The following is a 13,012-nucleotide window of genomic DNA, read 5'->3' as shown; positions in this document are numbered from 1 at the left end:
AAATTTGACTGTGTCCGTTTTTTTGACTTAACTAGTGATGTTTTTCGTTTTCTGGCGTCAGATCAGTATTAAGAAGTGGCTGAGATGCCAAGCGGCTTGCCTGCGGGCAGGTTAAAGAGTTGACTAGGGAAGTTGCTATTGCATGTGGCGTGAAATCAAAATCCTGCTGATCGATGACGATAGCCAGCGCCGCCGTGATCTGGCGGTCATTCTCAATTTTCTCGGCGAAGAGAACATTTCCTGTTCCAGTCAGGACTGGCAGCAGGTGGTTGGCTCTCTTGGCTCTACCCGGGAAGTACTTTGCGTACTTATTGGCAGTGTCAGCGCTGCTGGGAGCTTGCAGGGACTTCTTAAGACCATCGCTGCATGGGATGAGTTCCTTCCCGTGTTGCTTTTTGGTGAGCACGGCCCTGTAGAGCTGCCAGAAGACCTGCGCCGCCGGGTGCTGTCGACTCTGGAAATGCCGCCTAGCTACAGCAAGCTGCTGGACGCCTTGCACCGTGCGCAGGTCTATCGCGAGATGTACGACCAGGCCCGTGAGCGTGGCCGTCATCGTGAGCCGAACCTGTTTCGCAGCCTGGTGGGCACCAGCCGCGCGATTCAGCATGTCCGGCAGATGATGCAGCAGGTCGCCGATACCGACGCCAGTGTGTTGATCCTGGGTGAGTCCGGCACCGGCAAGGAAGTGGTCGCACGCAACCTGCATTACCATTCCAAGCGCCGTGACGCGCCTTTCGTGCCGGTCAATTGCGGGGCGATTCCTGCCGAACTGCTTGAGAGCGAGTTGTTCGGTCATGAGAAGGGGGCGTTCACCGGGGCGATCACCAGCCGGGCCGGGCGTTTCGAACTGGCCAATGGCGGTACGCTGTTCCTTGACGAAATTGGCGATATGCCGTTGCCGATGCAGGTCAAGTTGCTGCGCGTGCTTCAGGAGCGCACCTTCGAGCGGGTCGGCAGCAACAAGACTCAAAGTATCGACGTGCGCATTATTGCGGCGACGCACAAGAATCTTGAGAGCATGATCGAGACCGGCGCGTTCCGCGAGGATCTGTACTACCGCCTGAACGTGTTCCCGATCGAGATGGCGCCACTGCGCGAGCGTGTCGAAGATATTCCGCTGCTGATGAATGAGCTGATTTCGCGGATGGAGCACGAGAAGCGCGGCTCGATCCGCTTCAACTCGGCGGCGATCATGTCGCTGTGTCGCCATGGCTGGCCGGGTAACGTTCGTGAGCTGGCCAACCTGGTCGAGCGCATGGCGATCATGCATCCCTATGGTGTGATCGGGGTGTCGGAGTTGCCGAAGAAATTCCGCTATGTCGATGATGAAGACGAGCAGATGGTCGACAGCCTGCGCAGCGATCTGGAAGAGCGGGTGGCGATCAATTCCACCACGCCGAACTTCACTTCCACTGCCATGTTGCCGCCCGAAGGGCTGGATCTGAAAGACTACCTGGGTGGTCTGGAGCAGGGCTTGATCCAGCAGGCGCTGGATGATGCCAACGGTATCGTGGCGCGAGCGGCTGAGCGGCTGCGGATTCGGCGTACCACGCTGGTCGAGAAAATGCGCAAATATGGCATGAGCCGCCGCGACGGTGACGAACAGGCAGATGATTGACGCCTGGCTGCCCAGGCGCTGACCAAAACCTCCGCCAGTGCGGAGGTTTTGTTTTTTATGCGCCTGAAAAGCCTGGGGCTTTCGCCGCTGCGTCGGTCTTGTCAGGGTTTTCCAGCGGGTTAGGCACGGTGATTGCTAAGTCTCTTTTCAACAAGCCGTTTAATGACGGTTCGCCCTGCGAGAGAGAATTCGATGCCTCAGGCCTTGCACGTTTCTACCGATCTTTCTGTTCAGTCGGCGTTGTCGCCGGAGCTGGAGAGCCGTCAGGGGCTGGAACAGGCTTTTGCGCTGTTCAATCAAATGTCCTCACAGTTGACTGACTCCTACGGGCTGCTCGAATCGCGGGTCAACGAGCTCAAGGGCGAGTTGGCCGAAGCCGGTGTGCAGCGGATGCAGGAGCTGGCGGAAAAAGAGCGTCTGGCCAACCGCTTGCAGAATTTGCTGGATCTGCTGCCAGGTGGGGTGATCGTCATTGACGGCAGTGGGGTGGTATGTGAAGCCAACCCGGCGGCTGTCGAGCTCTTGGGCCAGCCGCTGGAAGGGGAGTTGTGGCGTCAGGTGATCAGCCGCTGCTTTGCGCCGCGCAGTGACGACGGGCATGAGGTCTCGCTGAAGGACGGCCGACGCTTGTCGATTGCCACCCGTTCGCTGGACGCTGAACCTGGCCAGCTGGTGTTGCTTACCGACCTGACAGAGACCCGGCGCTTGCAGGACCAGTTGGCGCGTCATGAGCGTTTGTCGTCGCTGGGGCGCATGGTCGCTTCGCTGGCGCATCAGATTCGTACGCCGTTGTCGGCGGCCATGATCTATGCCAGCCACCTGAGTGAACAGGCGTTGCCGGTCGAGACTCAGCAGCGTTTCGCCGGGCGTCTCAAGGAGCGGTTGCATGAGCTGGAGCACCAGGTGCGGGACATGTTGGTGTTCGCTCGCGGTGAGTTGCCGCTGAATGATCGCCTGCCGCCTGCCGCGCTGTTCCAGGCCTTGCAGGCGGCGGCGCAGACCCATGTGAGTGAGGTTGCGGTGCGCTGGCAGTGCGACCCGGTGCCGGGTGAGTTGCTGTGCAATCGCGACACGCTGGTCGGTGCCTTGCTTAATCTGATCGAGAACGCGGTGCAGGCCAGTGGCAGCACCGCGCAGTTGAAGATCCACCTCTACCGTAGGGGTGACATGCTGCGCTTGTGCATCAGTGATTGTGGTGCGGGTATGGATGCGGCGGCGCTGGCGCGGATTGGCGAGCCGTTCTACACCACCAAGACCACCGGCACCGGACTGGGCCTGGCGGTGGTTTTTGCTGTGGCACGGGCTCATCAGGGCCGCGTTGATTATCGCTCCAGAGTCGGGCGCGGTACGTGCGCCATTGTTAGTCTGCCGCTGATTCCCGGCGGCGCTCAGGGAGAAGTTTGATGGCGGGCAAGGTATTGCTGGTCGAGGATGATCGTGCGCTGCGCGAGGCGCTGGCCGACACGCTGGAACTGGCAGGTCATCAATACCGTGCGGTAGCCAGTGCTGAAGATGCGCTCAGAGCGGTTGCGCAGGATGCATTTAGCCTGGTGGTCAGTGATGTGAACATGCCGGGTATGGATGGCCACCAGTTGCTCGCCGCGTTGCGCGAGCGGCATCCGCACCTGCCGGTGCTGTTGATGACCGCCCATGGCGCTGTGGAGCGTGCTGTGGACGCCATGCGTCAGGGCGCAGTGGATTATCTGGTCAAACCCTTTGAGCCGGGGGCGTTGCTGGCACTGGTGGCAAAGCATGCGCTGGGCAGTATTGGTCCTGCCGAGCATGACGGTCCGGTGGCCATCGAGCCTGCCAGTCAGCAACTGCTGGAACTGGCTGCCAGGGTGGCGAGAAGTGACTCTACGGTGCTGATCTCGGGCGAGTCAGGCACCGGTAAAGAGGTGCTGGCGCGCTTCATTCATTTGCAGTCACCGCGCGCTGCGAAACCCTTCATTGCCATCAACTGTGCGGCCATTCCGGACAATATGCTCGAAGCCACACTGTTCGGGCACGAAAAGGGTTCGTTCACTGGGGCCATAGCGGCCCAGGCGGGCAAGTTCGAGCTGGCCGAAGGCGGCACCATTTTGCTCGATGAAATTTCCGAAATGCCTATGGGGCTGCAAGCCAAGCTGCTACGGGTATTGCAGGAGCGCGAAGTTGAACGGGTCGGGGCGCGTAAGCCGATCAGCCTGGATATTCGGGTGTTGGCGACGACCAACCGTGATCTGGCCGGTGAAGTGGCGGCCGGGCGGTTTCGCGAAGACCTGTTCTATCGGCTGTCGGTGTTCCCGCTGGCCTGGCAACCGTTGCGTCAGCGAACTGCCGATATTCTGCCGTTGGCCGAGCGCTTGCTGAGCAAGCATGTCAAAAAAATGAAGCACGCGCCGGTGCGGCTCTCTGAGGAGGCGCGCGCTTGCCTGGTGGCATACGCCTGGCCAGGCAATGTGCGTGAACTGGACAACGCACTGCAGCGCGCACTGATTCTGCAGCAGGGCGGGCTGATTCAGGCGCGCGATTTCTGCCTGGCCGGGCCGGTGACCTTCGCTGCCGAGCCGCCTGCGCCTGCTGGCGCCGTGCCGGTGGTGGGCGCTGATTTGTCAGCGGGCGCCGAGGCGGTCGGTGCGCTGGGCGAAGACCTGCGCCGTCGTGAGTTCCAGTTGATCATCGACACGTTGCGCAGTGAGCGTGGGCGGCGCAAAGAGGCTGCCGAGCGGCTGGGTATCAGCCCGCGTACCTTGCGTTACAAGCTGGCGCAGATGCGTGACGCCGGGATGGATGTCGAGGCTTATCTGTACGCTTCATGAGAATGGTTTTTTATCGGTTTTGTTTGATGTTTATGTGATCCAGGTCAAATTGTCGATACAGTGCAATATCGCCGTGGCACTATGCACGGCATTGGGCGTTGTCGCTCATTCCTAACACTGTTTTGATGCAATAAAGCTTCTAGGTGGCTATTTGCCTGCATGTTAGCTGGCACTCTTGTTGCTACGACTTGAGTATCGCTGTTGCAGTGTCAAAAAAATGCGGGCCTCACGAGAGATAATGTCCATGAGCCAAGGTGTTGAATTTAATCGCTTGATGTTGGATATGCGGGCCATGCAGATGGATGCCATGGCGGCGTCCAAGCCGGTCGGCAATGTGCCTGAGGTCGCTGGCAGTAACTTTGCCGACCTGCTGGGGCAGGCGATCAACAAGGTGGCCGATACCCAGGCAGCCTCCAGCCAATTGTCCAATGCGTTCGAAATGGGCAAAAGCGGCGTGGACCTGACGGATGTGATGATTTCCTCGCAGAAGGCCAGCGTGTCCTTCCAGGCCTTGACCCAGGTGCGCAACAAGCTGGTGCAGGCCTACCAAGACATCATGCAGATGCCGGTTTAAGGGACGTACTGAGTCATGGCCGAAGCAGCATCTGATTCTGTCCCAGCGCGGGCGGGTAACCCGGACAAGAAGCCGCTGTTCGGCTTTGCTTTTCTGGAAAATCTTTCCGAAATGACCATGCTTCGTCAGGTCGGCCTTATGGTCGGTCTGGCAGCCAGCGTGGCCATCGGTTTTGCCGTGGTGCTCTGGTCTCAGCAACCCGACTACCGGCCGCTGTATGGCAGCCTGGCGGGTCTGGACAGCAAGCAGGTGATGGACACCCTGGGGGCGGCCAATATCCCTTACACCGTCGAGCCCAATTCCGGTGCTTTGCTGGTCAAGGCCGATGATCTGCAACGTGCGCGTATTCAGCTGGCCCAGGCCGGCGTCAGCCAGACCGATGCCAATATCGGCTTTGAGATTCTTGATAAGGATCAGGGGCTGGGTACCAGCCAGTTCATGGAAGCGACCCGCTATCGGCGTGGTCTCGAGGGTGAGCTGGCGCGAACCATTTCCTCGCTGAACAACGTCAAGGCGGCCCGTGTTCACCTGGCAATTCCGAAAAGCTCGGTGTTTGTCCGTGACGATCGCAAGCCGACCGCTTCGGTATTGGTCGAACTGTATCCGGGCCGTGCGCTGGAAGCCGGTCAGGTCGCTGCGATCGTCAATCTGGTCGCCACCAGCGTCCCTGAGCTGTCCAAATCACAGGTGACGGTGGTCGACCAGAAGGGCAACCTGTTGTCCGATCAGGCCGAGAACTCTGAGCTGACCATGGCCGGCAAGCAGTTCGACTACACCCGGCGCATGGAGAGCATGCTGACTCAGCGGGTGCAGAATATCCTGCAGCCGGTGCTGGGCAGTGATCGCTACAAGGCCGAGGTCTCGGCCATGGTTGATTTCAGTGCGGTGGAGTCCACCTCGGAAAGCTTCAATCCGGACCAGCCGGCCCTGCGCAGCGAGCAGTCGGTCAATGAGCAGCGCTCCAGCAGCTCTGGCCCGCAAGGTGTGCCTGGTGCGCTGAGCAACCAGCCGCCAGGTCCTGCCACGGCACCGCAAAATGCGGCAGCCGGTGCCGGCGGTGCCGCGCCTGCGATTGCGGCGGGTCAGCCGCTGCTTGACGCCAATGGTCAGCAGGTCATGGACCCCGCCACCGGTCAGCCGGCGCTGGCGCCGTTCCCGACCGACAAGCGTTCGCAGTCGACCAAGAACTTCGAGCTCGACCGCTCCATCAGCCACACCAAGCAGCAGGCCGGTCGGGTTACCCGGTTGTCGGTCGCGGTGGTGGTCGATGACATGGTCAAGACCAACCCGGCCAACGGTGAAGTCACCCGGGCGCCCTGGAGCGCTGCCGATCTGGCCCGCTTTACCCGTCTGGTGCAGGACGCAGTGGGCTACGACGCCAGCCGCGGCGACAGCGTCAGTGTGATCAACGTACCGTTCTCCAGTGAGCGCGGCGAAGTACTGCCGGATATTCCGTTCTACACCCAGCCGTGGTTCTGGGACATTATCAAGCAGGCTGCCGGGGTGATTTTCATCCTGATCCTGGTGTTTGGTGTGTTGCGCCCGGTACTGAGCAACATCACCAACCCCAAGAGCAAAGAGTTGGGCGGCTTTGGTGGCGACGCCGAACTCGGTGGCATGGGCGGTCTGGATGGCGAACTGTCGAACGACCGGGTCAGCCTGGGTGGTCCGCAGAGCATCCTGCTGCCTAGCCCGACCGAGGGCTATGACGCGCAGTTGAATGCAATCAAGGGCTTGGTGGCCGAAGACCCGGGTCGTGTGGCTCAGGTCGTAAAAGAGTGGATTAACGCTGATGAATGACCGCGCCGTGGCTGTCAAGTTGACCCAGGTCGAAAAGGCCGCAGTTCTGTTGCTGTCGCTGGGCGAAACCGATGCCGCCCAGGTGTTGCGGCATATGGGCCCCAAAGAAGTGCAGAAAGTCGGCGTGGCCATGGCGCAAATGCGCAATGTGCACCGCGAGCAGGTCGAAGAGGTGATGAGCGAGTTCGTCGACACGGTCGGCGATCAGACCAGTCTCGGCGTCGGCTCCGATGGCTACATCCGCAAGATGCTGACCCAGGCCCTGGGCGAAGACAAGGCCAACGGCCTGATCGACCGCATCCTGCTCGGTGGCAACACCAGCGGTCTGGACAGCCTCAAGTGGATGGAGCCGCGTGCGGTGGCCGACGTCATTCGTTACGAGCACCCGCAGATTCAGGCCATCGTGGTGGCGTATCTGGACGCGGACCAGGCGGGTGAGGTGCTTGGCCACTTCGATCATAAAGTGCGTCTGGATATCATCCTGCGGGTGTCGTCGCTCAACACGGTACAGCCGGCGGCACTCAAAGAGCTCAACCAGATTCTCGAGAAGCAGTTCTCCGGCAATGCCAATACCTCGCGGACCACGCTGGGCGGCATCAAGCGTGCTGCGGACATCATGAACTTCCTCGACAGCTCCATCGAAGGCGCGCTCATGGATTCGATCCGCGAGGTCGACGAAGACCTGTCGACGCAGATCGAAGACCTTATGTTTGTCTTCAACAACCTGGCCGACGTCGACGACCGCGGCATCCAGGCGCTGCTTCGCGAAGTGTCTTCCGATGTGCTGGTGCTGGCGCTCAAAGGCGCCGACGAGGCAATCAAGGAGAAGGTCTTCAAGAACATGTCCAAGCGTGCTGCCGAGCTGCTGCGCGACGATCTGGAGGCCAAAGGGCCGGTGCGGGTCAGCGATGTGGAGACCGCGCAGAAGGAAATCCTCACCATCGCCCGCCGAATGGCCGAAGCTGGCGAGATTGTGCTGGGTGGCAAGGGTGGCGAGGAAATGATCTAAGCCATGTCCAGCTCTGTAAAAGATTCGTTACCCAGTGATCTGATTCGCGCCAAGGATGTTCGTGACGCAGATATCTGGGCCTTGCCCAGCTTTGACCCCTATGTGGAGCCCGAGCCGGAACCGGAGCCTGAGCCTGAACCGCTGGAGATGGAAGAGGTGCCGCTGGAGGAAGTCCAGCCACTGACGCTTGAAGAGCTGGAAAGCATTCGCCAGGAGGCCTGGAACGAGGGCTTCGCTACCGGCGAAAAAGAAGGCTTTCACAGTACCCGGATCAAGGTTCGCCAAGAGGCCGAAGTGGCCCTGGCGGCCAAGCTCGACAGTCTTGAGCTGTTAATGAGCCAGTTGCTCGACCCTATCGCCGAGCAAGACACCCAGATTGAAAAGTCGCTGGTCCATTTGGTCGAGCATATCGCCCGCCAGGTCATTCAGCGCGAACTGCAAACCGACTCGCAGCAGATCGCCCATGTGTTGCGCGATGCGTTGAAGCTGCTGCCGATGGGCGCCAATAATCTGCGCATTTTTGTCAATCCGCAGGACTTTTCCGTGGTCAAGCTGCTGCGCGAGCGTCATGAAGAGAATTGGAAGATTCTTGAAGATGACGCGCTGATGCCCGGTGGCTGCCGCATTGAAACCGAACATAGCCGGATCGATGCCAGTGTCGAGACCCGGATCAGTCAGGCGATTGCCCGCCTGTACGATCAGATGCATGAACAGGTCGCGCATCCGGCCGCGCCTGATCTGAGCATCGAACTGCCTGACGTTGAAGTGCCGCGCAGCAGTGATACCCCCGAGCAGCCGGTCGGCGCTGACTCGCTGGCGGCGGACGAAGAGCCGGGCCATGCGCCTTGAACGCCTGAGTTTCGCCAAGCGCCTGGACGGTTACGCCAGCGCCATCGACCTGCCGGCTCAGCCCGTGGTTGAAGGCCGTCTGCTGCGCATGGTCGGCCTGACCCTGGAAGCTGAAGGTTTGCGCGCAGCGATGGGCAGCCGCTGTGTGGTCATCAACGACGACAGTCACCATCCCGTCCAGGTGGATGCCGAAGTCATGGGTTTTGCCGGTGGCAAGGTGTTCCTGATGCCGGTGGGCAGTGTGGTCGGTATTGCGCCAGGTGCGCGGGTCGTGCCGCTGGCTGACACTGGTCGGCTGCCCATGGGCATGAGCATGCTGGGTCGGGTGCTTGACGGTGCCGGTCGCCCGCTCGACGGTCGCCCGCCGGTCAAGGCTGAAGACTGGGTGCCGATGGATGGCCCGACCATCAACCCGCTCAAGCGTGACCCGATCAGTCGGCCGCTGGATGTGGGCATTCGCTGCATCAACGGTTTGTTGACGGTGGGGCGTGGTCAGCGGCTGGGGCTGTTCGCCGGTACCGGGGTGGGCAAGAGTGTGTTGCTCGGCATGATGACCCGCTTTACTGAGGCCGACATCATTGTGGTCGGGCTGATCGGTGAACGGGGTCGGGAGGTGAAGGAATTCATCGAGCACATCCTTGGCGAAGAGGGGCTCAAGCGTTCTGTGGTGGTGGCCTCACCCGCCGATGATGCACCGTTGATGCGTTTGCGGGCGGCGATGTATTGCACCCGTATCGCGGAATACTTCCGCGATCGGGGCAAGAACGTGCTGCTGCTGATGGATTCATTGACCCGTTTTGCCCAGGCCCAGCGTGAAATCGCTCTCGCCATTGGCGAGCCGCCTGCGACCAAGGGCTACCCGCCATCGGTGTTTGCCCGTTTGCCCAAACTGGTGGAGCGTGCCGGTAATGCCGAGGCCGGTGGTGGTTCGATTACCGCGTTCTATACCGTGCTGTCTGAGGGTGACGATCAGCAGGACCCGATTGCCGACTCGGCCCGTGGCGTGCTGGACGGGCATATTGTGCTGTCACGGCGCCTGGCCGAAGAGGGGCACTATCCGGCTATCGATATCGAGGCATCCATCAGCCGGGTCATGCCGGCGGTGGTCAGCCCTGACCACATGATGCGCGCGCAATACTTCAAGCAACTATGGTCCCGTTATCAGCAGACCCGTGACCTGATCAGCGTCGGTGCTTATGTGGCCGGCGGTGACCGGGAAACCGACCTGGCGATTCAGTTGCAGCCGGCACTGGTGCGCTTTCAGCGCCAGGGCCTGACCGAAAGCTTCAGCATGCAGGACAGTGAGGGTGCTTTGGCGGCGGTGTTCGGTCCGGCACCGGGCGGTTGATGAGCCATGGCACAGAGTCGTGCGGCGCGCCTGGCGCCGGTTGTGGAAATGGCCGAGTCGGCAGAGCGAACCGCGGCGCAGCGCCTGGGGCACGCCCAGGGGCAGGTCAATCTGGCGCACAGCAAGCTTGAAGAGCTGGAGCAGTTTCGCCTCAACTATCAGCAGCAATGGATCGACAAGGGCAACCATGGCGTTTCAGGTCAGTGGCTGATGAACTACCAGCGCTTTCTCAATCAGCTCGAAACTGCGATCGGCCAGCAGCGCAAGAGCCTGGCCTGGCATCAAGCCAACCTGGATCGGGCGCGTGGCGTCTGGCAGCAGGCCTATGCGCGGGTCGAAGGGTTGCGCAAGCTGGTGCAGCGCTACATTGATGAGGCGCGGGCGCTGGAAGACAAGCGTGAGCAGAAACTGCTCGATGAGCTGTCTCAGCGCTTGCCGCGTCACGAGATGTAGCGCCGATCATGGTCTAGTCTGTGTCTTATCATTGATGCAGCGCAGGAGTGGGTTATGACAGTCACTTGCGGTCTCTCGCCAGACGGTCGGCAAGTCACGCTGTTTATCGAGGGGCGATTCGACTTCTCCTGCCATCAGGATTTTCGTGCCGCTTATGAAGCTTTTTCCGGCGAGCTGGATTATGTCGTGGACCTGCGCGGCACTCACTATCTCGACAGCTCGGCGCTGGGCATGCTGCTGTTGTTGCGCGACCATGCCGGTGGCGACCATGCGCAGGTACGGCTGATCAACTGCAGCAGCGACGTGGTCAAGATCCTGACCATCTCCAATTTCTCCAAACTGTTTACGCTAGGTTAAGTCTTGCAGCCTGTGGGGCAAGAGCTGCGGGTGCTGATTGCTGATGACAGTGCCAGTGACAGGTTGCTGTTATCGACCCTGATCAGTCGGCAGGGGCACCAGCCGCTGGTCGCTGCCAATGGGCAGGAGGCTGTGCAGCTGTATCGCGATCACCAGCCGCAGTTGGTACTGATGGATGCCCTGATGCCGGTCATGGACGGCTTCGAGGCCGCCCGTCAGATCAAGCAGATGGCCGGTCAGGCGCTGGTGCCAATCATCTTTCTGACCTCTCTGACCGAGGGGGAGGCGCTGGCCCGATGCCTGGATGCCGGCGGTGACGACTTTCTGGCGAAGCCCTTCAATCCTCTGGTGCTGGCCGCCAAGATCAATGCCATGAATCGACTGCGGCAACTGCAGGATACTGTGCTGCGCCAGCGCGACCTGATTGCCAGTCATCGTGAACATTTACTCAACGAGCAGCGGGTGGCCAAGGCGGTATTCGACCAGGTGGCGCATTCCGGCTGTCTTGACGCATCGAGTATCCGTTATCTGCAATCGCCTTATGCGCTGTTCAATGGCGACCTGATGCTGGCGGCCTATACACCGGCCGGGCACATGCATGTGTTTCTCGGTGACTTCACCGGGCATGGTTTGCCGGCAGCAGTGGGCGCCATGCCGCTGGCCGAGGTGTTCTACGGGATGACCGCCAAAGGCTACGAGCTGGCGGAAATCCTGCGGGAGATGAACGGCAAGCTCAAACGTATCCTGCCGGTAGACATGTTTTGCTGCGCCACGCTGTTGTGCATCGATGCCGGTCAGCAGCAAGTCGAGCTGTGGAATGGCGGGTTGCCTGACGGCTATCTGCTGCGCGCCGACAATGCCGGGTTTGTCCAGTTGCAGTCCCGGCACCTGCCGCTGGGCGTGTTGTCACCCAAGGCGTTCGAGGCGCATACCGAGGTTCACCCGTTGGGGGCTGGTGACCGGATCTTTCTGTTGTCTGATGGGGTGATCGACACCCGGGATGCTCAGGATCAGCTATTCGGCTCGCAGCGTCTGTGCGAAGTGCTGGCCGCCAATCGCGAGCCCGAAATGCTGATTCAGGAGATTCTCCAGGCGCTCAACGATTTTGGTGGTCGTGCCCGTGACGATGTGAGCATGCTGGAGATCAGTGCCGGGCATGGTGCGCTGCCGGCCACTGCGTTGACCCAGGGTTGGTCCGACAGTGGTCTGGCGGAGCCGGTGGACTGGTCGGTGGCCTTCGAGTTTCGCGCAGCGACCCTCAAAGCGAGTAATCCGCTGCCTGGCGTGCTGCAACTGCTGCTGGAGCAGCGCGGCTTGCGTGAGCAGGCGGCCACGATTTACAGCGTGCTCACCGAGCTTTACAGCAATGCGTTGGAGCATGGCGTTCTCGGGCTGGATTCCACCCTCAAACAGGATGCGGCCGGTTTTGCCCGGTATTACGAGGCGCGCGCCAAGCGTCTGGCTGAGCTGCAAAGCGGGTTCATCCGCCTGGAGTTGGTGCTTTGTTCTGCTGCGCAAGGCGGCAGGTTGCAGATTTGCATGCAGGACAGTGGCCAAGGGTTCGACGTCCAGGCAGTGCTGGCCAGGCTGCCGGATGATGCGGGCCTGCACGGTCGCGGGCTGCGCCTGATTCGCTCGTTGTGCCGGGATGCGCGATGGTCCGCCGATGGTTGTACGGTGCATGTGGAATTTGTCTGGGGGGCGATGGCATACTTGCCTTCGGGGTCTTGATCAAGGAGTGAGCAAGTGTCGTTCGTACAGATTGACTACGCGGTATTGAATACCTTGCAAGAGGTCATGGAAGACGAGTATCTGACGCTCATCGACGTCTTCCTGAGCGACTCCGAGCAGCGCCTGGCATTGCTTCGTCAGGCGGCGCGCAACCTGGCCGGCGGTACATCGCCTGATCTGACGGAACTGGGCCTGGCGGCGCACAGCTTCAAGGGCAGCAGCAGCAATATGGGCGCCCTGCGCTTGTCTGAATTGTGCCGTCAGCTCGAAGAGCAGGCCCGGCGTCAGGTGCTCGATGGCCTTGAAGAGCTTGTCAGCCTGATCGACAGCGAGTATCAGGCCATTCGCCAAGTGTTCAATGCCGAGCGACAAGTGCTGGTTGCTCAGACCTGAGTATTGCTCTGCTTGCTATCTCCCTTGTTAGTTTGGCCTGCATTTTGCTAATGCAATAGCATTGTGCTGCTTTATGTGG

12 protein-coding genes are annotated in these 13,012 nt (G+C 60.6%); all 12 read left to right on the top strand.

Features of this window, described 5'->3' with window-relative positions; translation table 11 throughout:
• Positions 1-142: 142 nt before the first annotated feature.
• The gene (gene fleQ, locus NJC38_RS14730) at positions 143-1,618 is read left to right on the top strand and encodes a transcriptional regulator FleQ (protein WP_253115351.1); all 1,476 of its coding nucleotides are present in this window, start codon (positions 143-145) and stop codon (positions 1,616-1,618) included.
• A 192-nt stretch (positions 1,619-1,810) separates the two neighbouring features.
• Entirely contained in the window at positions 1,811-3,022 is a 1,212-nt protein-coding gene (locus tag NJC38_RS14725) for an ATP-binding protein (RefSeq protein ID WP_045489423.1), read from the top strand.
• Positions 3,022-4,419 carry a sigma-54 dependent transcriptional regulator gene (locus NJC38_RS14720; protein ID WP_253115348.1) on the top strand — a complete coding sequence of 466 codons (1,398 nt, stop codon included), beginning with the start codon at positions 3,022-3,024 and terminating at the stop codon, positions 4,417-4,419. The genes NJC38_RS14725 and NJC38_RS14720 overlap by 1 nt, the downstream gene beginning before the upstream one ends.
• Before the next feature lie 244 nt (positions 4,420-4,663).
• The gene (gene fliE / locus NJC38_RS14715) at positions 4,664-4,993 is read left to right on the top strand and encodes a flagellar hook-basal body complex protein FliE (protein WP_045494508.1); all 330 of its coding nucleotides are present in this window, start codon (positions 4,664-4,666) and stop codon (positions 4,991-4,993) included.
• Between the two features lie 15 nt (positions 4,994-5,008).
• Complete coding sequence (fliF, locus tag NJC38_RS14710) at positions 5,009-6,793, top strand: flagellar basal-body MS-ring/collar protein FliF (RefSeq protein WP_253115346.1); 1,785 nt, start codon at positions 5,009-5,011, stop codon at positions 6,791-6,793.
• Positions 6,786-7,802, top strand: a complete 1,017-nt coding sequence (fliG, locus tag NJC38_RS14705) for a flagellar motor switch protein FliG (RefSeq protein WP_045489430.1) — start codon at positions 6,786-6,788, stop codon at positions 7,800-7,802. The genes fliF and fliG overlap by 8 nt, the downstream gene beginning before the upstream one ends.
• Before the next feature lie 3 nt (positions 7,803-7,805).
• Entirely contained in the window at positions 7,806-8,651 is an 846-nt protein-coding gene (fliH, locus tag NJC38_RS14700; RefSeq protein ID WP_253115344.1) for a flagellar assembly protein FliH, read from the top strand.
• The gene (fliI, locus tag NJC38_RS14695; protein WP_253115342.1) at positions 8,641-9,999 is read left to right on the top strand and encodes a flagellar protein export ATPase FliI; all 1,359 of its coding nucleotides are present in this window, start codon (positions 8,641-8,643) and stop codon (positions 9,997-9,999) included. The genes fliH and fliI overlap by 11 nt, the downstream gene beginning before the upstream one ends.
• A gap of 6 nt (positions 10,000-10,005) precedes the next feature.
• The gene (gene fliJ, locus NJC38_RS14690) at positions 10,006-10,452 is read left to right on the top strand and encodes a flagellar export protein FliJ (RefSeq protein ID WP_045489438.1); all 447 of its coding nucleotides are present in this window, start codon (positions 10,006-10,008) and stop codon (positions 10,450-10,452) included.
• Between the two features lie 54 nt (positions 10,453-10,506).
• Positions 10,507-10,809: an STAS domain-containing protein gene (locus tag NJC38_RS14685; RefSeq protein WP_045489440.1), complete on the top strand. Its 303-nt coding sequence runs from the start codon at positions 10,507-10,509 to the stop codon at positions 10,807-10,809.
• A 3-nt stretch (positions 10,810-10,812) separates the two neighbouring features.
• Positions 10,813-12,540 carry a fused response regulator/phosphatase gene (locus NJC38_RS14680; RefSeq protein WP_253115340.1) on the top strand — a complete coding sequence of 576 codons (1,728 nt, stop codon included), beginning with the start codon at positions 10,813-10,815 and terminating at the stop codon, positions 12,538-12,540.
• A 66-nt stretch (positions 12,541-12,606) separates the two neighbouring features.
• Positions 12,607-12,933, top strand: a complete 327-nt coding sequence (locus NJC38_RS14675; protein ID WP_253115475.1) for an Hpt domain-containing protein — start codon at positions 12,607-12,609, stop codon at positions 12,931-12,933.
• Positions 12,934-13,012 lie beyond the last annotated feature (79 nt).

The organism is Pseudomonas sp. 21LCFQ010, assembly GCF_024129905.1.
Classification (GTDB): Bacteria; Pseudomonadota; Gammaproteobacteria; order Pseudomonadales; family Pseudomonadaceae; genus Aquipseudomonas.
The sequence above is the reverse complement of the archived record's forward strand: the minus strand, read 5'-3'. Positions and strand labels throughout refer to the sequence as shown.